We start from the raw sequence: 23,584 nt of genomic DNA, 5'->3' as shown, positions 1-23,584 counted from the left end.
TCCAATTTGGGCTTCGACACCTCAAGGATCACAGAGGACGGCGTGTTTCACGTCCAGCCGTAGATCAGCGCATCCACACATACGGCAGGAGAGCCCCTTTTAGGGCCGGTGTTTCCGAGCAGAAGCCCGGTATGGGCATCCTCGGTCCGCCCGGGACACCGACGCGGCGCTTCGCCCCGGCCCCGGAGAACGTCGCGCTGGCGCGGCGGTTCGTACGGTCGGCCCTGGCCGGCGCCCCGCCGGAGGCGGTGGACACCGCCGAGCTGCTGACCAGCGAACTCACGGCCAACGCCGTCCTGCACGCGCGCACCGAGTTCGAGGTGCAGGCCTGGTCGGAGGACGGCCGGGTGCTGGTGCGGGTCAGCGACCGGCGGCCGGACGTCGGCCTGGTGCCGCACGACCAGCACCCGTACGCCGGCACCGGGCGCGGGCTGGGTCTGGTGGAGGAGCTGGCGCCCAGTCACGGCGTCCACAGCGACGCGGACCGCAAGACGGTCTGGTTCGAGCTGTGGCCCGGGCGGCCGGACCCCCCGGCCTCCGCCTGGGAGACCGTGGCGCCGGCCTGCCCGACCGCGAACGTGACGCTGATCGACGTCCCGTACGCCCTGTACTGGGCGGCGCAGCAGCAGTGGGAGAGCCTGCTGCGGGAGCTGTACCTCGACGGCTGCACCAAGGAGCGCGTGGGCGTGTCCCAGGAGGACCTGGCCACCGCCCGGGACGCCGGGAACACCGTCAGCGAGTGCATGACGGCCTCGGTGCAGCAGGAGACCCCGGACAGTTCGACGCTTTCCCTGCTCGTGGCCTTCCCCGCGCACGCCGCCCCGGCCATCGCCACCCTCGCCCGGGTGCTCGACGGCGCCGAGACGGCCGCCCAGCAGGAAACCCTGCTCACCCTCCCGGCGCTCCCCCAGATCCGGGCCTTCCGGGAGTGGCTGTTCGACCAGATCACCTCCCAGCTGTCCGGCGCGGACCCCACCGCCTGGACGATGAACCCCGATGCCCCGAGCGGCACCCCCACCGAGCTGGCCCCGTGGGACGCGAGCGAGGTGGAGGCCGCCACCGAACCGACCGTCGCGGCCGACGACCTCAACCGGATCATCGCGGTGAACGCCGCCGCGGCCGACCTGCTCGGCTGGTCGCCGCGGGAGCTCGTCGGGGAGCGGCTCACCACGCTGATCCCCGAGCACCTGCGCGGCCGGCACGAGGCCGCCTTCACCTCCCTGCTGCTCACCGGACAGCCCCGCATCCTGGGCCGTTCCGTCCCGCTGCCCGCGCTGCACCGGGACGGCCGGCTGATCCCCGTCCGGCTGTGCGTCCAGACCCAGGAGGCGATCGACGGGCGCACCGTGTTCGTCGCCCAGCTCACCGCGCGCACCGGCCCCTCCGGCGCGCCGCAGGACCCGCAGGGGCTGCGCAACCTGCACGGCCCGCGGACGGAACCCGGCCCGGTCCACCTGCCCACCACCACCAGCAAGTCGACCCGGGCGAGCGTCGACCGGGCGGCGCTGGACCGGCTGTCCCTGCTGGCCGACACCGGCAGCGCGCTCAGCAGCACCCTGAACCTGCACGACCGGCTGCTCCGGGTCTGCCGGGTCCTCACCGAGCGGCTGGCCGACTGGTGCGTGGCGGACCTCCTGGACGGGGCCGGGGTGGAACGGGTCTGCGTCGTCCACGGCGACCCGCAGGCGCAGGTGCCCCCGGCGCTGCTGGGCCGGCTGCCGCCACTGGCCGAGGACACCCAGGGCTCCCTGCCCCGGGTGATGCGCGGCGCGGGCCCGCTGCTGGTCACCGACTTCGCTCCGCCCGAACGGGCCCAGAGCCCGCTGGAGGCCCGGCAGCTGGAGCTGTTCGAGCGCCTGGGCGCCAGTACCGCGATCATGGCCCCGCTCCGGGCCCGCCGGGAGGTCCTCGGCGCCCTGACCCTGGTGCGCACCCGTGACGAGCACCCGTTCACCACCGACGACGTACTGCTGGTCGCGGAACTGGTCCGGGGGATCGCCCTCGGGGTGGACAACGCCCGGCTGCACCAGCACACCCGGCGCACCGCCGAGCGCCTCCAGCGCGCCCTGCTGCCGGACCTTCCCGAGGTCGGCCACCTGGACCTGGTGGCCCGCTACGTCCCCTCCAGCACCACCGCCGAGATCGGCGGGGACTGGTACGACGCCTTCCTCCTGCCCGACGGCGGCCTGGTGCTCGTCATCGGCGACGTGGCGGGGCACGACCTGCGGGCCGCCGTGGCCATGAGCGCCCTGCGCAACATGCTGCGCGGCATCGCCGTCGACCGTCAGGAGCCGCCCGGCGAGGTGCTGCGCCAGCTGGACCGGGCGAGCACCACCCTCACCCCGCAGTCCACGGCGACCTGCGTCTACGCACTCGTCAAGGGCGGCGAGGCGGGCCCCGCGGAGCTGCTCCACTCCGCCGCCGGCCACCTGCCGCCGCTGCTCACCACCCGCGACGGCGAGACCCGTTTCCTGACCGGGGGCGCGGGCCTGCTGCTGGGCATGGACCCGGACCTGCCCCGCCCCACGGCCCTGGACCACCTGCCGCCGGGCTCCACCCTGCTGCTGTACACCGACGGCCTGATCGAACGCCGGGGGCAGTCCCTCGACGACTCGATGGACCGGCTGCGCCGGCACACCGCCGCCCTCGCCCGGGCGCCGCTGGACGTGTTCTGCGACGAACTCGTCATCGCCCTCGGCGCGGAGAGCGACGACGACATCGCCCTGCTCACGCTGCGGGTCGCGCCACCCGGATGACCGGGGGCGGCCGGGCGGCCCGGGTGGGGCGGTCCGAGGGACCCGCGGTGTGCCGCGGGCCCGGTCCGGTCAGGCCCGGTCGGTGGAGACGGCCACCAGCTTCGTCACCGAGCCGTCGTCGCCGACGACGTCGCGCAGGTGCCGGAAACCCAGCCGCCGGCACATCGTCAGGCTCGGGACGTTCTCCGCGCCGACCATGCCGTAGACCTCCTTGAGCCCCAGCTCCTCGCCGGCGTAGCGGATCAGGCCGCGCACCACCTCGCCGCCCAGGCCCCGGCCCCAGAACCGGGGGGCCAGCGCGGTGACCAGCTCGTGGCCGTCGACGTTGCCGGTGCGCTTGACCTCGGCGTGGCCCGCGTACTCGCCGTCGGCCCACAGGCCCCACACGTCGAAGAGGGCCTGCGGGTAGACGTCGCTGAGGATCGCGCGGAACAGCGTGCGGATGTCCGGCTCGGGCACCTGGTCCTGTCCCATCCAGCGGCACACCTCCGCGTCGCGGAGCAGGGCGACGAAGTGGTCCTCGTCCTCGGGCCGGTAGGGGATGAACTCCAGGTGCTCGGTGCGCAGCGGAGGGGTCATGGTGCTCTCCTCGGGTTCGTGGTGTTCGGTGGTGCGGCGGCCGGGACGGCGGCCGGTCAGGCTCCGGCGTTCTCCATGCGCTCGCGCAGGCTCCTGGGGCGCATGTCGGTCCACACCTCGTCGACGTACGCGGTGCACTCGGCCTCGGTGCCCTCCGTGCCGACGGGCTGCCAGCCGGCCGGTACCTCCAGGTCGGCGGGCCACAGGGAGTACTGCTCCTCGTCGTTGCGCAGCACCTGGTAGCGGGTGTTCTCGTCCATGTCGGGCTCCTTCGTCATCGTCGGTTCTTCGGTGCGTCCGGTCTTCGGTGCGTCCGGTCCTGGGTGCGGGTCGTGGTGGGGGCCGGTCACCGTCCTTCCCGGGCGTGCCGGGCGATCCGCCGCAGGGCCTCGGCGAAGTCCTCGGCCGCCCGGCGCACGGCCTCGGTGCCGTGGACGGCGGGCCGGTGGTGCCAGGTGAAGGCCAGGCGCCCGTGCTGGGCCGCGCCGACCACCTCCAGCGAGTGGGAGCCGCCGTCCCGGGGGTCGTGGTCCTGGCCGTAGGAGCCGAGTTCGGCGCGGACCAGGCCGTGGCCGGCGCTCCCGGGCTTGGCGTCCCACTGGCCGAGGTAGTTGAAGACCACCTGGCCGTGGCCGCCGGCGGCGAGCCGCTCGCGGACCTCGGGACTGCCGAAGGTGCGCAGCGCGCCGAAGCCCAGCCCGTTGCCGGGCACCGCGCGCAGCTGCCGGCGGACGGACTTCACCAGGGCGCGCCAGTCGCGGTCCGGGCCGAGGTCGTCGGGGTCGGGGACGTCGAAGGCGACGGGGTGGACGGTGGTGAACCAGCCGACCGTACGGGTCAGGTCGACGCCCTCCAGCAGGTCCTCGCGGCCGTGGCCCTCCAGGTCCAGGCCGATCCTCGGCTGTCCGCTCCAGCGGGCCAGGGCGAGGGCGAGGGCGGCGAGCAGCACGTCGTTGACCCGGGTGCGGTAGGCGGCGGGGGCGGCGCGCAGCAGCGCCTCGGTGTCCGCCTCGTCGAGTTCGACGGTGACGGCCGCACGCGCGCCGTCGTCGCCTCCGCTGTCCCCGCCGGGCGCGGGCCGGGCGCCGGGCAGGGCCGCTCGGGCGCTCACCGCCTCCTGCCAGTAGGGGAGTTCGTGGTCGAGCCCGCCCTCGGCGACGTGGGCGGAGAGCCGGTGCGCCCACTCCCGGAAGGAGGTGCCGCGCTCCCCCAGGGTGATCGCCCCGCCCTGGACGGCCTGTCGGTGGGCGCTCTCCAGGTCGTCGCGCAGTATCCGCCAGGAGACGGCGTCGACGACCAGGTGGTGGGCGACCAGGAGCAGCAGCGCGGGGTGCTCCGGGTGGCCGGTGAACAGGGCGGCGCGCAGCAGCGGGCCGGTGGCGAGGTCGAAGCCGGCGTGGAGTTCGTCGGCGGCCTTGGCCATGGCGAGGTCGGCGGCCCCGGCGGACTGTCCGGCCAGGTCGTAGCGGAGCAGGAGGTCCTCGGCGGGGGCGGGCGGCGGGTTGAACTGGTGCCAGCCGCTCTCGTCGCGGGTGAAGCGCATCCGCAGGCCGTCGTGGTGTTCCAGCAGGGCCTCCAGTGCGGCGGCCAGGGCCTTCGGGTCGGGGTCGGCGGTGAGTTCGAGCAGGGTGGACTGGTTGAAGTGGTGGTGGGCGGCGCGCGGGGTGGTCAGGAACCACTCCTGGATGGGGGTGAGCGGGACGTCCCCGGTGACCGGGCCGTCGTCGGCGCCTTCGGAGGCGGTGCGCACGACGGCGGCGAGTTCGGCCACGGTCTGGTGGCTGAACAGGTCCCGGGTGGCGAGGTGCAGGCCGTCGCGGCGCAGCCGGGAGACCACCTGCATGCTGAGGATGGAGTCGCCGCCGAGCAGGAAGAAGTTGTCGTCGGCGCCGACCCGTTCGAGGCCGAGGACGTCGGCCCAGATCCGGGCGATCCGGCGTTCGGTGCCGGTCTCCGGCGCCCGGCCGGGGGCGGCCGTGGCCTGGACGGGCCCGGGGTCGGGCAGGGCCCGCCGGTCGGTCTTGCCGTTGGGGGTGAGCGGCAGCCGCTCCAGCGCCACGAAGGCGGCGGGGACGAGGTGCGGGGGCAGTGACTCGGCCAGGTGGAGGCGCAGGTCGAGGGCGGGTGCGCCCTCGGCGGCGTCGGCGGGGACGACGTAGGCGACCAGCCGGCCGCCGCCGGGCCCGTCGGGGCGGACGGTGACGACGGCGTCGCGCACCAGGGGGCTGCGGCGCAGCGCGCTCTCGATCTCGCCGGGCTCGATCCGGAAGCCGCGCAGTTTGATCTGCTCGTCGGCGCGGCCGGCGAAGCGCAGTTGGCCGTCGGCGTCGCGGCGGGCGAGGTCGCCGGTGCGGTACATCCGGCTGCCCGGGGCACCGTGCGGGTCGGCGAGGAAGCGCCGGGCGGTGAGGCCGGGGCGGCCGAGGTAGCCGCGGGCGAGGCCCGGTCCGGCCAGGTAGAGCTCGCCGGTGACGCCGGGCGGCACCGGCCGCAGGGCGGTGTCCAGGACGTACGCGCGGGTGGCGCCGCTGGGGTGGCCGATGGCGGGGGCGCCGGTGCCGGGGGCCAGCGGGCCGGTCCAGCTGGCGACCACGGTGGCCTCGGTGGGGCCGTAGGAGTTGACCATCCGCCGGCCGGGGGCCCAGGTGTCGACCAGGTCGGCCGGGCAGGCCTCCGCGCCGACGATCAGGGTGCGCAGGTCGGGCAGCGCGGCGGCCGTCGCCGGGTCCATGGTGGCGAGCGCCGCCGGGGGGATCAGGGTGTGGCTGATCCGGCGGGCGGCGAGCACCTCGGCGAGCCGCTCGCCGACCAGCGGGCCCTCCTCGCCGGTGACCAGCGCGGCCCCGGAGAGCAGGGAGGCGCACAGCTCCAGCACGGAGGCGTCGAAGCTGGGCGAGGCGAACTGGAGCACCCGGTCGCCGGGTCCGACGGCGTACCGCTCGGCGGCGGCAGCGGCGAAGACGGCGAGTCCGGCGTGGGTGACCACGACGCCCTTGGGGGTGCCGGTGGAGCCGGAGGTGTAGATGACGTACGCCGGGTGGGCGGGGGTGAGCGCGGTGGCGCGGTCGGCGTCGGTGGGGGCGGTGTCCGGGCCGTCGGCGGTCCAGACCAGGGCCGGGTCGTCGAGCACCAGGTGGGCGCCGGCGTCGCGGACCATGAACTCCCGCCGGGGCGCCGGGTAGTCCGGGTCGACCGGGAGGAAGGCGCCGCCGGCCTTGGCGACGGCGAGCTGGGCGACCACCACGGCCGCCGAGCGGGGCAGGGCGAGGGCGACCAGCCGCTCCGGTCCGACGCCGCGCGCGATCAGCTGGTGGGCCAGCCGGTTGGCGGCCCGGTCCAGTTCGGCGTAGGTCAGCTGCCGCGCGCCGTCGAGCAGGGCCGGTGCCTCGGGGGTGCGGGCCGCCCGGCGTTCGAACAGTTCGGGCAGGGTGGCCTCGGGCACCGGGCGGAAGGCCCCGCCCGGCTCGGCGGCCGGGGCGTCCGGGCCGGCCAGCGGGAGGGCTCCGACGGCGCGCTCCGGGTCCCGGGCGACGGCGGTGAGCAGGGCGGCGAGCTGGCCGGCCATCCGTTCGACGGTGGCCGGGTCGAACAGGTCGGTGTTGTAGGTGAGCAGGCCGTGCAGCGCGCCGCCGTCGGCCTCGGCGAACTCCAGCACCAGGTCGAAGGCGGTCCGGGTGTTGTCGGTCTCGACGTCGGTCACCTCCAGGCCCGGCAGGTCGAGTTCGGCGGCCGGGGTGTTCTGGAGCACGACCAGGACCTGGAAGAGCGGGCTGCGGCTGGTGTCACGCTCCGGCTGGAGGGCGTCCACCACCTTCTCGAAGGGCACGTCCTGGTGGGCGAAGGCGTCCAGGACGGTCTGCCGCACCTCGCCGAGGAGCCCGGCGAAGGGCTGCCCGGGGTCGACCCGGGAGCGCAGCACCAGGGTGTTGACGAAGAACCCGACGAGCTGCTGGACCTCGGCCCGGTCGCGGCCGGAGGTGACGGTGCCGACGGCGATGTCGGTGTCCCCGCCGAGCCGGGCCAGGTAGGCCTGGGCGGCGGCGACCAGGGTGGTGAACAGGGTGGCGCCGCGCTCGCGGCCGACCTCGGCGAGCCGGCGGGCGGTCTCGGCGGGCAGCTCCAGCCGGGCGGTGGCGCCGTGGCTGGTGCGCACCGCGGGCCGGGGCCGGTCGGTGGGCAGCCGCAGCGCCGCGACGCCGTCCAACTGGCGCTTCCAGTAGTCGAGTTGTTCCTCGGCGGGGGCGCCGGTGGTGCGCTGCCAGTGCGCGTAGTCGGCGTACTGCACCGGCAGGGGCGCCAACGGGGCTCCGGCGGAGCCGAGTTCGGCGCGGTAGAGGTGGGCCAGGTCGGAGAGCAGCACGCCGGTGGACCAGCCGTCGGTGACGATGTGGTGCAGGGTCAGCGCCAGCACGTGGTCGCCGTCGCCGAGCCGGGCGAGCGCGGTGCGCAGCAGCGGGCCACGGCGCAGGTCGAAGGGGCGGGCGCGTTCGGCGGCGAGCAGTTCGCGCAGCGCCCGTTCGGGCCGGCCGGAGAGGTCGTGCAGCGGCAGCGGCACCCGCGCCGGCGGGTGGACGAGCTGGACGCCGTGGCCGTCGACGCTGTCGAAGGTGGTGCGCAGCGCTTCGTGCCGGGCCGCCAGGGCGGTCAGGGCCGCGCCGAGCGCGCCGACGTCGAGGGCGCCGCGCAGCCGCAGCGCGAGCGCGGTGACGTACTCGGCACCGCCGGGTGCGAACTCCTCCAGGAACCAGAGGCGTTGCTGGGCGTAGGACATCGGGGCCGCGCCGTCCCGGGGCACCGGGAGGACGGGCGGGCGGGCCGGGGTGGCCGGCTCCGAGGTGAGCAGCCGGGCCAGGCCGGCCGGGGTGGGGTGGTCGAAGACGGCGCGGGGGCCGAGGTCGGTGCCGAAGGCCTCGGCGAGGCGGGCGGCGAGCCGGATGCTGAGGATGGAGTCGCCGCCCAGTTCGAAGAAGCTCCGGTCGGTGCCGGGCGGGCGGATGCCGAGGACGTCGGCGAACACCTCGGTGGTGCGGCGTTCGGCGTCGGTGCGCGGCTCGACCCGTTCGCGGCGCCCGTCGCCGGGCTCCGGTGCCGGGAGGGCGGAGCGGTCGACCTTGCCGTTGCGGCTCAGCGGGAGGGCGCCGAGCGGGACGAAGGCGGCCGGGACGAGGTAGTCGGGCAGGGCGCGGGCGGCGAAGGCCCGCAGTTCCTCTGGGTCGGCGGCGCCGACCGGGTAGGCGACCAGCCGGCGGGCGCCGGGCCGGTCCTCGCGGACGACCACGGCCACGTCGGTGACCAGCGGGTGAGCGGCCAGGGCGGCCTCCACCTCGGCGGGCTCGACCCGGAAGCCGCGGATCTTCACCTGGTCGTCGGCGCGGCCGAGGAACTCGACGGTGCCGTCGGGGCGGCGCCGGGCGAGGTCCCCGGTGCGGTACATCCGGGCGCCGGGCGGGCCGGCCGGGTCGGCGAGGAAGCGGGCGGCGGTGGCGCCGGGGCGGCCCAGGTAGCCGCGGGCGACGCCCTCGCCGGCCAGGTACAGCTCACCGGCGCAGCCGGGCGGGACGGGCCGCAGCCGCCGGTCCAGGACGTGGACCCGGCGGTCGTCCAGCGGGTGGCCGATCGGGACGGTGCCGGGCACCGCCGCGGCGTCGGACAGGGCGTGGGCGGTGGCGAAGGTGGTGGTCTCGGTGGGTCCGTAGCCGTCCACGACGGTCAGCCCGGGGCAGGCCGCCAGCACCCGGCGCACGGCGGCGGCAGGCACCACGTCCCCGCCGGTCCACAGGGTGCGCAGGCCGGTGAAGCAGTCCGGGGCGTCCTGGGCGAGCAGCCGGAACAGCCCGGCGGTGAGCCAGAGCGCGGTCGGCCCCTGCGGTCCGGCGAGCCGGCGCAGCAGCGCGGCGTCCACCGGCCCGTCGGGGGCGACGAGCACGCAGCCGCCGTTCAGCAGCGGCGCCCACACCTCGAAGGTGGCGGCGTCGAAGGCGACCGGCGAGTGCAGCAGCACCCGGGCGCAGCTGCCGTCGGCGAAGCGGCCGTCGGTGGCGAGCGAGGCCACGTCACGGTGGCGGACGGCGACGGCCTTGGGCTCGCCGGTGGAGCCGGAGGTGTACATCACGTACGCCAGCCGGTCCGGGTCGGCCGCCGGCCGATCCGAGGTGGCCGCGTCGTCCCGGACGGCGGCGACCCGCTCGGCGGTGAGCGTCACGGCCGCGCCGGCCCGGTCGAGCAGGGCGCGGCGGCGCTCCCCGGGGGCGCGCAGGTCGACGGGCAGGTAGGCGCCGCCCGCCTTGAGCACGGCCAGCTGGGCGACGACCAGTTCGGCGCTCCGGTCCATGACCAGCGCGACCCGGCCTTCGGGGGCCAGCCCGTCGGCCAGCAGCCGGGCCGCGAGCCGGTCGGACCAGTCGTCGAGCGCGCGGTACGTCAGCTCCCGGCCGCCGTCGCGCACGGCGGGGGCGTCGGGGGCGCTGCGGACCCGCTCGGCGAAGATCCGCAGCGGGCTGCTCGGCGCCGCCGGGCGGGCGGTGGTGTCCCAGGCGGCGAGCAGTTCGCGGTCGGCGGGGGTGAGCGGGTCCAGCGCCGCGAGCTCGCCGTCCAGGCCGTCGGCGAGGGCGGTCAGCAGCAGGGCGAGGCGGTCGGCGGCGTCCCGGGCCGTCCGCTCGTCGAACAGCGCCGGGTCGTACGCCAGGTCGAAGGCGAGCTGCCCGCTGAGGTGGGCGCGCAGGCACCAGGGGAAGGTGGTGGCGTCGTCGGCGCGCACCTCGACCACCCGGACCCCGGTGCGGTCGGCGGCCGACTCGTCGACGGGGTAGTTCTCGAACACCAGCATGCTGTCGAACAGCGGCTCCCCGGTGGGCAGTTCGCTCAGGCCCTGGATGCGGGGCAGCGCGAGGTGGTCGTGCCGGCGGCCGTCGCTCTGCCGGGCCTGGAGGTCGCGCAGCCAGGCCCGCACGCCGCCGCCCGGGATCCGCACCCGGCACGGCACGGTGTTGATGAACAGGCCGATCATCGTCTCGACGCCGGGCAGTTCGGCCGGGCGTCCGGAGACGGTGGTGCCGAAGACCACGTCCTCGACGCCCGCGTACCGGGCCAGCAGCAGCGCCCAGGCGCCTTCCACCAGGGTGTTGACGGTCAGCCCGGCGGCGGCGGCGATCTCCCGCAGCCGGGTGGAGAGCGCCTCGTCCAGGGCGCGGTGGACGGAGGCGGTGGCGCGGGCGCGGTGGGCTCCGGCGGGCCGGCGGTCGTAGGGCAGCGCGGTCCGTTCGGTGAACCCCGCCAGCGCGGAGCTCCAGTGCTCCTCGGCGGCCTGTCCGTCCTGCTCGCCCAGCCAGGCCAGGAAGTCCGCGAACGGCCGCCGGACCGGCCGGGGCGCCTGTGGCCCGCCGGTGCGGGCCGCGTACTCCTCGCACACCTCGGTGAGCAGCTGCCCGGTGCTCCAGCCGTCCAGGATCAGGTGGTGGGTGGACCACAGCAGCAGCACCTCGCCGTCGGGCAGCGCGGCCAGCGCCAGCCGGGTGAGCGGCGCGGTGCCCAGGTCCAGCCCGGCGGCCCGCTCCTCGGCGAGCAGCCGCTCGGTCTCGGCGGCGCGCCGCTCGGGCGGCAGTGCGCGCCAGTCCAGGTGGCGGACGGGCAGCGCGGCGTGGCGGGCGACCAGCTGGACGGGGTGCGGCAGGCCGCGCCAGTGCACGGCGGTGCGCAGCGCCGGGGTACGGTCGGCGACCTGCTGCCAGGCCTCGGCGAAGGCCTCCGGGTCGGCGACGCCGGCCAGCCGGACGGCGATCCGGTCGACGTAGGCGCCGTCCCGGTCGACCAGCCCGTGGAAGAGCATGCCGGACTGCAACGGGGTCAGCGGCAGCACGTCCTCGGTGTCCCGGCCGTCGCCGACCAGGCGGTCCAGCGCGGCCTGGTCGAGGCCGGCCAGCGGGAAGTCCGACGGGGTGCGGCCGCCGGCGCCGGGGCGGGCGCAGTGCTCGGCCAGGTCGCGCAGCGCCTGGAGGGTCTGCTCGGCCAGGGCGCGGACGGTGGCCTCGTCGTAGACGGCCGGGGGGTAGGTCCAGCCGAGTTCGAGCCGGCCGTCCTGGACCGCGCCGATGACGTCCAGCAGGTAGGGGCGGGGCTCGTCCGGGTCGGTGTCCCGCCCGGCCGGGGGCAGCGAGCCGCGCAGCAGCCCGTCCGCGCCGCCGTGGGCCTCCCACTGGCCGTGGTAGTTGAAGCCGACCAGCGGGGCCGCCGCGGCCGCCGGCAGGGCGCCGGGGCGCAGGTGGCGCAGCGCGCCGTGGCTGAGGCCGCGCAGCGGGACGGCGCGCAGCTGCTCCTTGACGGAGCGCAGGGTGTCGTGCCAGCCGGCCTCGGGGTCGACGCGCAGGGCGAGCGGGAACTCCGCGGTGAACCAGCCGACCGTCCGGGACAGGTCCTGGTCGGCGAACAGGTCCTCGCGGCCGTGGCCCTCCACCCCGATCAGCACGGTGTCCCGGCCGCACCAGCGGGTTAGGGTGCGGCCCAGCGCGCTGAGCAGGACGTCGTTGACCTGGGTGCGGTAGACGGCCGGGACACGGCGCAGCAGCGCCTCGGTGGCCGGTTCGTCCAGGGTGACGGTGAGGGTGGCGGCGGTGCCGTGGGTGTTGGCGCCGGGGCGCCCGGCGGGCAGCTCGGCGGGGGCCTGGCCGGTGCGGGTCCAGTAGGCGGTGTCGCCGTCCAGGGCGCCGGAGCGGGTGTGGCGCTCCAGCCGGGTGGCCCAGCGGGCGTAGGAGGTGCCCGGCTCCGGCAGGCCGACGGGGGCACCGGTGCGCGCGGCGCGGTAGGCCGCTTCGAGGTCGGCCAGCAGGATCCGCCAGGAGACGCCGTCCACGGCCAGGTGGTGGACGGTGAGCACGAGTTGGCCGGGCCGTTCGGCGTCACCCGCGAAGTGCAGGGCGTGCAGCATCCGGCCCTCGACCGGGTCGAGGGAGCGCTGGGCCTCCTCGGCGGCGCTGCGCACCCGCTCCTCGGCGGCGGCCGGGTGGTGGCTGAAGAGGCCGTCCGGTGCCTGGTCCCGGACCTCCTGGCGCCAGCCGGACGCGCCGTGGCGGAAGCGGGTGCGCAGCGCCGGGTGGCGGTCCACCAGGGCGAGCACCGCCGTCCTCAGGGCGGACGGGTCGGTGTCGGGGGCGAGCGAGAACCGCTGGGTCATGGTGAAGCGCAGCGCGTCGCCGGGGCGGCGGCCGTCGAGGTACCAGTGCTGGATCGGGGTGAGCGGCGCCTCGCCGGGCTCGGCGCCGCCGGCCTCCGGTGCCTCCGTCGACTCGCCGGCGGTGAGGGCGAGTTCGGCGATGTTCTGGTAGCGGAAGACGTCCTTGGTGGTGAGGGAGAGTCCGGCGGCGCGGGCCCGGGAGACGATCTGGATGCTGAGGATGGAGTCGCCGCCGAGCGTGAAGAAGTTGTCCCGGGCGCCGACCCGTTCCACGCCCAGCACCTCGGCCCAGATGGCGGCGAGCTTCTGCTCGGTGCCGGGGCGCGGGGCGACGTACGGCGTGGTGCGGTCCGGCTGGGCGGGCGGGGCCGGCAGGGCGCGGCGGTCGGTCTTGCCGCTGGTGGTGCGCGGGATGCGGGCCAGCGGGACGTAGGCGGTGGGCACCAGGTGGTCGGGCAGGGTGCGGCGCAGCCAGGCCCGCAGCTCCTCGGCGGGCGGCACCCGGCGGCCCGCCGGCACCGGGTAGCCGACCAGCAGGGTCCGGCCGCCCTGGTCGCGGGCGGCGACGGCGCAGTCGGCGACGTCGGGGTGGGTCAGCAGCGCGGCCTCCACCTCGCCGGGCTCGATCCGGAAGCCGCGGATCTTGATCTGGGCGTCGGCCCGGCCGAGGAACTCCAGCTGCCCGTGCGCGTCCCAGCGCGCCAGGTCGCCGGTGCGGTACATCCGGGCGCCCGGGTCGTCGAACAGCTCGCCGTACGGGTCGGCGAGGAAGCGGGCGGCGGTCTGCCCGGGCCGGTTCAGGTAGCCGCGGGCGACCTGCCGCCCGGCGAGGTACAGCTCCCCCGGCATGCCGGGCGGCACCGGGCGCAGCGCGCCGTCCAGCACGTAGGCGCGCGTGCCGCGCCCCGGGCGGCCGATCACCGGGCGCTCGGGGTGGTCGGCGCAGCGGGCGTACGCGGAGTCGACGGTGCACTCGGTGGGCCCGTACAGGTTGTAGGTGGTGACGCCGAACTCGGCCTGGGCGGCGCACAGTTCGCGCCAGGTGGCGGCGGGGACGGCCTCGCCGCCGAGCAGCAGGACGCGCGGGTGGTGCGGGGCGGGGGCGAGCAGTCCGGCGGCGGTGAGTTCGCGCAGCAGGGAGGGGGTGACGTTGACGACGTCGATCCGCCGGTCGACGACCAGGGCGCGGAAGCCCTGCGGGTCGAGCCGGGTCTCCTCGTCGATCAGGTGGAGCTCCTGGCCGAACGCCAGCAGTAGCGGGGCCTCCCAGCTGGTGTCGAAGGAGAGCGAGGCGCTGAGCGCGACCCGCAGCCGGCGGCCGTCGGCGGTGTGCGGCGCGAGCACCCCGGCCCGGTGGTCGTGGCAGAGGTTGACCAGCTGGCGGTGCTCGACGACCACGCCCTTGGGGCGGCCGGTCGATCCCGAGGTGTGGATGAGGTAGGCGGCGTGCTCCGGCAGCAGCGGGGCCGTTCGCTCGGCGTCCGTCAGGTCGTGGCCCGGCAGGTCGTCCCAGGGCACCTCGCCGAGGGCCCGCTCGGTCAGCACCGTACGGGGCCGGCTGTCGTCGAGCAGCAGGGCGGCCCGCTCCTCGGGCAGGTCCGGGTCGACGAACTGGAGGGCGGCGCCCGCCTTGAGCACCCCGAGCAGGGCGACGATCAGCTCGGAGGTGCGCGGCAGCCGCACGGCGACCACCTGCTCCGGGCCGGCGCCGAGGGCGGCCAGGTGGCGGGCGAGCCGGTTGGCGCGGGCGTTGAGGGCGGCGAAGTCCAGGGTGGCGTCCCGGGCGACCAGGGCGGTGGCGCCGGGGGTGCGGGCGGCCTGCGCCTCGAACAGGGCGGTGAAGGTGGTGTCCGGCGCGGGCAGCGGCTCGCCCCGGCCCTGCCGCAGCACCGCGCCGCGCTCGTCCTCGGTCATCAGCGGCAGCGCCCCGACGGGCGTGTGGGGCGCTTCGGCGGCGGCGGCCAGCAGGGTGCCCAGCGCGTCGGCCAGCCGCCGGGCGGTGCTCTCGTCGAACAGCCCGGTGCTGTACTCCAGGTAGCCGGTCAGGCCGCCGTCGTGCTCGGCGAAGTCGAAGGACAGGTCGAAGGCGGCGTTGCGGACCGGCGGGGTGAGCGGTTCCACCGTCAGGCCGGGCAGCCGGGGCGCCTCGGCGCCGAGGTTGTGCAGCGCCACCATGACCTGGAACAGCGGGGTGCGGCTGGTGTCGCGCTCCGGCTGGAGGACGTCCACCAGCCGTTCGAAGGGCACCTCCTGGTGGGCCAGCGCCGCCAGCACGGTGCGCTGGGCGGCGGTCAGCAGCCGGTGGAAGGGCAGCTCGGGGCGGATGTCGCCGCGCAGCACCAGGGTGTTGACGAACATGCCGACCACGTCGTGCAGTTCGCCCTGCTCGCGGCCGGAGGTGACGGTGCCGACGGCGATGTCGCGCCGGCCGGTCCAACGGGCCAGCAGCACCTGGCAGGCGGCCAGCAGCACGGTGTAGAGGGTGCCGTCGGCCTCCCGGCCGCGTTCGCGCAGCCGGGCGGTCAGCTCGGCGGGCACGGCGAAGGTGACCAGCGCGCCCTCCCGGCCGCGCACCGCCGGGCGCGGCCGGTCGGTGGGCAGCTCCAGCGGCGCGAGGCCGTCCAGGGCCCGGCGCCAGTGGTCGAGGTCGGCCTCGGCGGCGGCGGTGCGGGTGCGCTGCCAGGCCGCGTAGTCGGTGTACCGGACGGGCAGCGCGGGCAGTCGCGGCCGGCGGCCCTCGACGACGGCGGCGTACAGCTCGCCCAGGTCGCGGCCCAGCACGCCCATCGACCAGCCGTCGGTGGCGATGTGGTGCACGGCCAGGACCAGGACGTGCTCGTCGGCGGCCGTACGGGCGAGGCGGGCGCGCAGCACCGGGCCGGCTTCGAGGTCGAAGGGGGTGGCGGCGATCCGCTCCACCAGGGCGTCCAGGTCCTCCGGGGCGACGTCCTCGCAGGGCAGTTCGACGGGCCGGGGCGGGTGGACCACCTGCCGGGCCCGGCCGTCCCGTTCGGCGTACGTGGTCCGTAGCGCCTCGTGCCGCTCGACCAGCGCGTCCAGGGCTCCGGCCAGCGCGGCCCGGTCGAGGGCTCCGCGCAGCCGCAGCACCGACAGCGAGCTGTACTCGGTGCTGCCGGGCTCGAACCGGTCGAGGAACCAGAGCCGCTGCTGGGCGTGGGAGAGCGGCGGCTCGGCGGCCGGGTCGGCGGCGGGAATGACGGGCGCCGCCGTGCCCCCGCCGGGGGTGCCGAGCGCGTCGGCCAGGTCGGCGAGCACCGGGTGGGTGAACAGCAGCCGGGGCGAGAGGTCGGCGGCGCCGAAGGCGGCGCGCAGCCGGGCGGTGACGCGTACGGCGAGGATGGAGTCCCCGCCGAGGGCGAAGAAGTCGTCCTCGGCGCCGATCTCCCCGGCGTCCAGGACCTCCGTCCAGGCCTCGGCGACCAGCCGTTCGGCGCGGGTGCGGGGCGCGGTGCGCTCGCGGCCGGCCGCGAAGCCGTCAGGGCCGGGCAGCGGCAGGGCGCGCCGGTCGAGCTTGCCGTTGGGGGTGAGCGGCAGGGCGGCCAGCGGGACGTAGGCGGCGGGCACCAGGTAGGCGGGCAGCAGCCGTTCCAGGTGGGCGCGCAGCTCCGCGGCCGAGGGGGGCGGCACGGCGCCCTCGCCGACCACGTGGGCGACCAGCCGGCGGGTGCCGGCCGCGTCCTGGTGGACGCCGACGGTGGCCAGGCCCACGCCCGGGTGGGTCTGGAGGGCGGCCTCGATCTCGCCGGGTTCGATCCGGTAGCCGCGGATCTTGACCTGCTGGTCGGCGCGGCCCAGGTAGCGCAGGGTGCCGTCGGCCTGCCGGCGGGCCCGGTCGCCGGTGCGGTACATCCGGGTGCCGGGGGCGCCGAACGGGTCGGCGAGGAAGCGGGTGGCGGTCAGCCCGGGCCGGTTGAGGTAGCCGCGGGCCAGGCCCTCGCCGGCCACGTACAGTTCGCCGACGGCGCCCGGGGGCACCGGGGCGAGGTCGCCGTCGAGCAGGTACAGCCGCAGGTCGGCGATGCCGGTGCCGATCGGGCCGGGGCCGGGCTCGGCGGCGGTCGCGCGGTCCAGCTCGACGTGGGTGACGTGCACGGTGGTCTCGGTGATGCCGTACATGTTCACCAGGCGCGGCGCGTCCTCGGGGTGGCGCCGGTACCAGTCGGCGAGCCGGGTGACGTCCAGCGCCTCGCCGCCGAAGACCACCGTGCGCAGCGCCAACCGGCTTGACAGCTCCGGGTGTTCGGCGTCGGCGCGGGCCAGCTGGTGGAACGCGGACGGGGTCTGGTTGAGGACGGTGACCCGTTCCTCGGCGAGCAGCCGCAGGAAGTCCTCCGGGGAGCGGGCGGTGGACTCGGGCACCACCACGAGCCGGCCGCCGTGCAGCAGCGGGCCCCACAGCTCCCAGACCGAGAAGTCGAAGGTGTAGGAGTGGAACAGCGTCCAGACGTCCTCGGCGCCGAAGCCGAACCGCTCCCGGGTCTGCTCGAACAGCCGCACCACGTTGGCGTGCGGCACCACCACGCCCTTGGGGCGGCCGGTCGAGCCGGAGGTGAAGATGGCGTAGGCGGGGCTGTCCGGCAGCGGGCGGTGGCCGGGGCCGAGCGGGCCGGACGGGCGGCGGGAGAGGTCGGCGCGCACCCCGGGGTCGGCCAGCGCGAGGACGGGGACGCCGACGCCGTCCGGCTCCTCCCGGGTGACCAGCGCCACCGGGGCGGCGTCGCGCAGCAGTTCCTCCCGGCGTCCGGCGGGCAGGCCCGGGTCCAGCGGCAGGTAGGCCGCGCCGGTCTTGAGGACGGCGAGGACGGCCACCACCAGGTCGGCGGTGCGCGGCAGCGCGAGGGCGACGTACCGCTCGGGACCGGCGCCGAACTCGGCCAGCCGGTGGGCGAGCCGGCCGGCCCGGGCGTCCAGCTCGGCGTAGTCGAGGCGCTCCTCGGCGCAGCCGACGGCCTCGGCGTGCGGGGTCCGGGCGGCCTGCGCCTCGAACAGCTCGACCAGGGTGCGCTCGGGGCGGCCCTCGGCGGTGCCGTTCCAGTCGACCAGCAGCCGGCGGCGCTCCTGCTCGGTGGTCCAGGCCAGCTCGCGCAGCGGGCGGTCCGTTCCGGCGGCCAGCTCGGTGAGCACCAGGCGGAGCCGCCCGGCGAGGGCGCGGACGGTCTCGGCGTCGAACAGCTCGGGGTCGTAGGCGAGGTCGAAGCCGAGCCGCTCGCCCTGGTAGGCGCGCAGCACCAGCGGGAAGCTGGTGGCGTCCCGGGAGGAGACCTCCAGCAGGCGCACCCCGGTGCCGGCGGCGCGGGCGTCGTCGAAGGGGTAGTTCTCGAAGGCGACGATGCTGTCGAACAGCGCGCTGCCGGCGGGGACGTCGCTGAAGCCGGTGAGTTCGGCGAGCGAGACCGCCGAGTGGCGGCGGGCCTCGGCCTGGGCCTCCTGGAGTTCCCGCAGCCAGTCGCCGGCGGTGCGGGCGCCGTCCACCCGGACCCTGGTCGGAAGGGTGTTGATGAACATGCCGATCATCGACTCGACGCCGGGCAGTTCCTCGGGCCGCCCGGAGACGGTGGTGCCGAACAGGACGTCGGGCTCGCCGCTGTAGCGGGACAGCAGCAGCGCCCAGGCGCCCTGCACCACGGTGCCGAGGGTCAGGCCGGAGCGCCGGGCGGTGCGGGCGAGCCGCTCGGAGACCTCCTCGGACAGCGCGGCGGTGTGGGTGGCGGCCGAGCGGGCGCGGTGGGCCTCGCGCCGGACCCGGTCGACGGGCAGCGGGGTGGCGGTGGCGAAGCCGTCCAGGACGGACCGCCAGTGGGCGCGGGCGGCTTCGGCGTCCTGCTCGGCCAGCCAGCGCACGTAGTCGGCGAAGGGCCGGCGCACCGCCGGGGCGGGCGCGCCGCCGGTGGTGAGCGCCGCGTACTCCTCGAACACGTCGCTGAGCACCTGGGCGAGGCTCCAGCCGTCCAGGACGAGGTGGTGGGAGGTCCACAGCAGTTGGAGCCGGGCGTCGGGCAGCCGGACCATGGTGAGCCGGGTGAGCGGGGCGCTGGCGATGTCCAGGCCCCGGGCGAGGTCCTCGGCGCTCAGTTCGGCCAGCCGCGCGGCCCGCTCGGCCGGGTCGACGGCCCGCAGGTCGAGGTGGGTGACCGGCAGCCGGACGCCCCGGCGCACCACCTGGAGCGGGGCGGGCACGTCCTCCCAGACCACCGAGGTGCGCAGCGCCGGGGTGTGGTCGGCGACCCGCTGCCAGGCCAGGGCGAGGGCCTGCGGGTCGGCGACGCCGTCCAGCAGCAGGGCGGCCTGGTCCAGGTAGACGTCGTCGGGGCCGCCGACCAGGCGGTGGAAGAGCATGCCCTCCTGGAGCGGGGTGAGCGGCAGCAGGTCCGCGACCTCCCGGCCGTCGCCGACCAGGCGGTCCAGCGCGGCCTGGTCGAGGCCGGCCAGCGGGAAGTCCGACGGGGTGCGGCCGCCGGCGCCGGGGCGGGCGCAGTGCTCGACGACGGCGCGCAGGGCGGCGCTCACCGCCTCGGCCAACTCCCGTACGGTCTCCGCCCGGTGGACCTGGTCGCTGTAGTGCCAGGTGAGTTCCAGCTCGCCGTCGGCGACCACGGCGGCGATGTCCAGCAGGTGGTCCAGCGGCTCGTCCGGGGCGAGGTCCCGGCCGGGGGCCTCCCCGGCGGGGGCGAAGTCGCCGCTCTCTGGGGCGCTCCACTGGCCGTGGTAGTTGAAGCTGACCTGGGGCAGCGGGACGTCCCGCAGGGCCTCGGCGCCGGGGGCGGGCGAGCCGAGCCGGGCGAGGGCCTCGTAGCCGAGGCCGCGCCGGGGCACGGCGCGCAACCGCTCCTTGACCTGCTTCAGGGTGGCGGCCCAGTCCGGGGCCTCGGCCGGACCGACCGGGGTGAGGGTGACGGGGTACTGGGTGGTGAACCAGCCGACGGTGCGGGAGAGGTCGAGGCCGTCGAACAGCTCCTCGCGGCCGTGGCCCTCCAGCGCGACGGTGACCCTCCCGGCGCCGGTCCAGTCGGCGAGGGCCCGGCCCAGCGCGCTGAGCAGCACGTCGTTGACCTGGGTGCGGTAGACCTCGGGGACCTTGCGCAGCAGCGCCTCGGTGGTGGCCCGGTCGAGCCGGCTGCGCAGGGTGCGCACCGAGCCGGCCGTGGGCGTGCCGGGGAGGTCGACGGGCAGCGGCTCGGCGGGGGCGGCGGTCTCGGCGGTCCAGTACGCCAGCTCCTCGTCCAGGCCGCCGGCCCGGACGAACCCGGCGAGCCGGTGGGCCCATTCGGTGAACGCGGTGGGCGCGGGCGCGGGGCTCGGGGTCCCGCCCGCCGCGGCCTGCCGGTAGGCCTGTGCCAGGTCGGTGAGCAGCACGCGCCAGGAGACGCTGTCCACGGCGAGGTGGTGGGCGGTCAGGAACAGCTGGGGCCGCGTCCCGGTGTCCCGTGCGCGGAACAGGACGGCGCGCAGCAGGGCGCCGGTGGCCGGGTCCAGTTCGGCGCGGGCGGCCTCGGCGGCGCGCTCGCGGTCGCCGTGGGCGTCGAGTCGGTGCAGCAGCCGCCCGGCGTCGGCGACGGGTTCCTGACGCCGGCCCTCGGCGGTGCGGGTGAAGCGGGTGCGCAGCGCCGGGTGGGCGGACACCACCGCGCTCAGCGCCCGGTCCAGGGCCGCTTCGTCCAGCCCGTGCGGCAGGTCGAGCAGCAGCGACATGGTGAAGTGCCGCAGCGGGCCGTGGGCGGCGAAGAACCACTCCTGGACGGGGGTGAGCGGGGCCGGGCCGTCCTGGTGGCGCGGTTCGGCGGCGGGCGCCTCGGCGGTGCGGGCGGCGGCGGCCAGGTCGGCGACGGTCTGGTGGCGGAAGACGTCCTGGGAGCCGATCCGCAGGCCCGCCGCGCGGGCCCGGGAGACGGCCTGGATGCTCAGGATCGAGTCGCCGCCCAGTTCGAAGAAGTTGTCGGTGACGCCGACCCGGGGCACGCCCAGCACCTCGGCCCAGATGGCCGCGAGGGCCGCCTCCTGCGGAGTCCGGGGGGCGACGAACTCCCCGGCCCGGACGTCGGGTTCGGGGGCGGGCAGGGCGCGGCGGTCCACCTTGCCGCTGGTGGTGAGCGGCAGCGCGTCGAGCACGGTGAAGGAGGAGGGCACCAGGTGGTCGGGCAGCACCCGGCGCAGCGCGGCGCGCAGGTCGGCGGTGGAGCGGACGGCCGGCTCGGCGGCCCGTTCGGCGGACTGGCCGGAGGCGGGGCCGGCGGCCGGCCCGGCGGCGTCTTCGGCGAAGACCAGGTAGGCGGCCAGCCGGTGGTGCCCGTGGGCGTCGGGGACGGCGATGACGGCGGCGGCGGCGACCTCCGGCAGGTCGAGCAGGGCCGCCTCGATCTCGCCGGGTTCGATCCGGTGGCCGCGCACCTTGACCTGGTCGTCGGCGCGCCCGAGGTACTCCAGGCGCCCGTCGGTGGTCCAGCGGGCCAGGTCCCCGGTGCGGTACATCCGGGCGCCGGGCGGGCCGTACGGGTCGGCGGTGAAGCGGGCGGCGGTCAGACCCGGGCGGCCGGCGTAGCCGCGGGCGACCTGCTCGCCGGCCAGGTGGAGTTCGCCGCTCACCCCGGGCGGCACCGGCCGGAGCCGCCCGTCCAGGACGTAGGCGCGGACGTTGGGCAGCGGCCGGCCGACCAGCGGCCGGTCCCCGCCGTCGATCCGGCAGGCGAGCGCGTCGACGGTGCACTCGGTGGGGCCGTAGTAGTTGTAGGCGGCCACCCCGGGTCGGGCGGCCAGCTCGCGCCAGAGCCGGGGGGTGACGGCCTCGCCGCCGAGCATCAGCACCCGGGGGCGGTGGCGGGGGTCGTCGAGCAGCCCGGCGGGCAGCAGTTGGCGCAGGTAGGAGGGGGTGAGGTCGAGGAAGTCGATCCGGTGGCGCACCACGTACTCGACCAGGGCGGCGGGGTCCATCCGGGTGGTCTCGTCCACCAGGTGCAGCGGGTGGCCGTCGGCCAGCAGCAGCACGCCCTCCAGCGAGGTGTCGAAGGAGAAGGAGGCGGTGAGCGCGACGTTCAGCGGGCCGCCGCCGGCGTCGGCGACGAAGCCCGCCCGGTGGGCGGCGAGCAGGTTGGCCAGCGCGCGGTGCGGGACGGTGACGCCCTTGGGGCGGCCGGTGGAGCCCGAGGTGTAGAGCACGTACGCGGTGGTGTCGAGGTCCGGCGGGGCGAGCGGGCCGGGGTCGGCGGGCTCGCCGGGGCCGGGGTCCGGCAGGGTGCGCAGCGCCTCCTCGTCCAGCACCAGGGCCGGACGGGCGTCCGCCAGCAGGTAGCGGACGCGCTCCTCCGGCAGCGCCGGATCCAGCGGCAGGTACCCGGCGCCGGCCTTCCAGACGGCGAGGACCGCCACCACCAGGTCCGCGGTGCGCGGCAGCCGCAGGGCGACCAGCCGCTCCGGGCCCGCGCCCAGGGCGCGGAGCCGGCGGGCGAGCCGTTCGGCGCGGTCGTCCAGGGTCGCGTAGTCGAGCCGCTCCTGCCCCGCGACCAGCGCGAGCGCGCCCGGGGTCGAGGCGGCCCGGCGGCGGAACAGTTCGGGGTGGCCGGCCGGCTCGACGGGCAGGGCGGTGGCGTTCCAGTCCCGGGTGACCTGCTCGGTCTCCCGCTCGGAGAGCAGCGGCAGGGTGGCGAGCGGCCGGTCCGGCTCGGCGGCGGCGCCCTCCAGCAGCCGCAGCAGCTGCTCGGCCATCCGGCGGGCGGTCGCCGCGTCGAACAGGTCCGCGCGGTACTCCAGGACGCCGGTGAGCGCCTCGCCGTCGGGGACGAACTCCACGCTGAGGTCGAAGGTGGCGGCCTGCCGGGGCACGGTGACCGGGGCGGTGGCGAGTCCGTGCGGGGCGCCGGCCGCGGGCGGGGCGGGGTGCAGCAGCACCAGGACGTCGAACAGCGGGTTGCGGCCGGCCTCGCGGGGCGCGCCGACCGCCTCGACCAGCCGCTCGAAGGGCGTCTCACCGTGCGCCAGGGCGTCGTTGCCGGTCTCGGTGGCGGCCGCGAGCAGCTCGCGGAAGGAGGCTTCCGGCTCCACCCGGGTGCGCAGCACCACCGTGTTGACGAAGCAGCCGACGGCCCGTTCCAGCTCGGTGCGGGTGCGCCCGGCGAGCAGGGAGCCGACGGTGACGTCCGGCCGGCCGGACCAGCGGGCCAGCAGCGCCTGGGTGCCGGCCACCAGCGCGGTGTTGAGGGTGCCCTGCCGCTCGGCCGCGAGGGAGCGCAGCCGGGCGGTGAGGGGCGCGGGGACGGTGAAGGTGTGCAGGGCTCCGGGGCCGGCCTCCTCGCCGCGCCGGGGGTGGTCCAGCGGCAGCCCGGCCGGTACCACGCCGGCCAGTTTCCGCCTCCAGTAGGCGAGTTGGCTCTCCAGCCGGTCGCCGGACAGCCGCTCGCGCTGCCAGAGCGCGAAGTCCGGGTACTGGGTGGCGACTTCGGGAAGCTCGGGCTCGGCGCCGCGGGCCAGGGCGTCGTAGGCGGTGCACAGCTCGTCCAGGACGACGCCCATCGACCAGCCGTCGGTGACGATGTGATGGGCAGTCAGCTGGAGTACGTGGCCGCCCGACGGCTCGGCCACCAGCAGGGCGCGCAGCAGCGGCCCCTGCCCGAGGTCGAAGGGGCGTGAGTACTCCTGGAGCAGGATCGCGTCCAGGCTCTCTCCCGCGGCCTGCTCCCGGAGCGGCAGCTCCACCGGCCCGGCCGGCCGTACGGTCTGCACCGGCCGGCCGTCGTCCTCGGCGAAGACGGTGCGCAGCGCCTCGTGGCGCGCCACCACGGCGGTGAGCGCGGCGGCGAGCGCCGCGCGGTCCAGCGCTCCGGTGAACCGCAGGGCGACGGCGCTGTTGTAGCGCGGGTCGCCGGGGCGCAGCCGGTCCAGGAACCAGAGCCGCTGCTGGACGAAGGAGGGCGGCAGGGGCCGGGTGCGGTCGGCGCGCGGGATGGCCCGCTCGGCGGCCGTCCGCGCGCCGCCGGCCTTGCCGGCCAGTCGCTGCCGCAGGGCCTCGCGCAGGTCGGCGGGCAGGGCGGCGGCGCGCTCCCGCTTGGAAGGCGTCTCAGGCGTCATGGTCGGC

The 23,584-nt window shown here is 76.9% G+C and carries 4 protein-coding genes; 1 reads left to right on the top strand and 3 read right to left on the bottom strand.

The window, feature by feature from the left end:
- Window positions 1-131 precede the first annotated feature (131 nt).
- Complete coding sequence (locus tag ACZ55U_RS13420) at window positions 132-2,756, top strand: SpoIIE family protein phosphatase (RefSeq protein WP_465525705.1); 2,625 nt, start codon at window positions 132-134, stop codon at window positions 2,754-2,756.
- A gap of 69 nt (window positions 2,757-2,825) precedes the next feature.
- On the opposite strand, the gene ACZ55U_RS13415 is transcribed toward ACZ55U_RS13420, so the two are convergent.
- The 3 genes from ACZ55U_RS13415 to ACZ55U_RS13405 form a co-directional block, all read right to left on the bottom strand.
- On the bottom strand, window positions 2,826-3,335 hold the full coding sequence (locus tag ACZ55U_RS13415; protein WP_465525703.1) for a GNAT family N-acetyltransferase: 510 nt from the start codon (window positions 3,333-3,335) through the stop codon (window positions 2,826-2,828).
- Window positions 3,336-3,391: 56 nt separating this feature from the next.
- Window positions 3,392-3,595, bottom strand: coding sequence for an MbtH family protein (locus tag ACZ55U_RS13410; protein ID WP_465525700.1), 204 nt, complete (start codon window positions 3,593-3,595; stop codon window positions 3,392-3,394).
- A gap of 86 nt (window positions 3,596-3,681) precedes the next feature.
- Entirely contained in the window at window positions 3,682-23,577 is a 19,896-nt protein-coding gene (locus ACZ55U_RS13405) for a non-ribosomal peptide synthase/polyketide synthase (protein ID WP_465525698.1), read from the bottom strand.
- Window positions 23,578-23,584 lie beyond the last annotated feature (7 nt).

This window comes from Kitasatospora sp. NPDC034533 (assembly GCF_055575155.1).
This window is presented reverse-complemented; position numbering and strand designations above follow the sequence as displayed.

Bases quoted from the DNA above. Each gene is read 5' to 3' on its own strand.
- ACZ55U_RS13420 (WP_465525705.1), top strand. From the start codon at position 132: ATGGGCATCCTCGGTCCGCCCGGGACACCGACGCGGCGCTTCGCCCCG.
- ACZ55U_RS13415 (WP_465525703.1), bottom strand. From the start codon at position 3,335: ATGACCCCTCCGCTGCGCACCGAGCACCTGGAGTTCATCCCCTACCGG.
- ACZ55U_RS13410 (WP_465525700.1), bottom strand. From the start codon at position 3,595: ATGGACGAGAACACCCGCTACCAGGTGCTGCGCAACGACGAGGAGCAG.
- ACZ55U_RS13405 (WP_465525698.1), bottom strand. From the start codon at position 23,577: ATGACGCCTGAGACGCCTTCCAAGCGGGAGCGCGCCGCCGCCCTGCCC.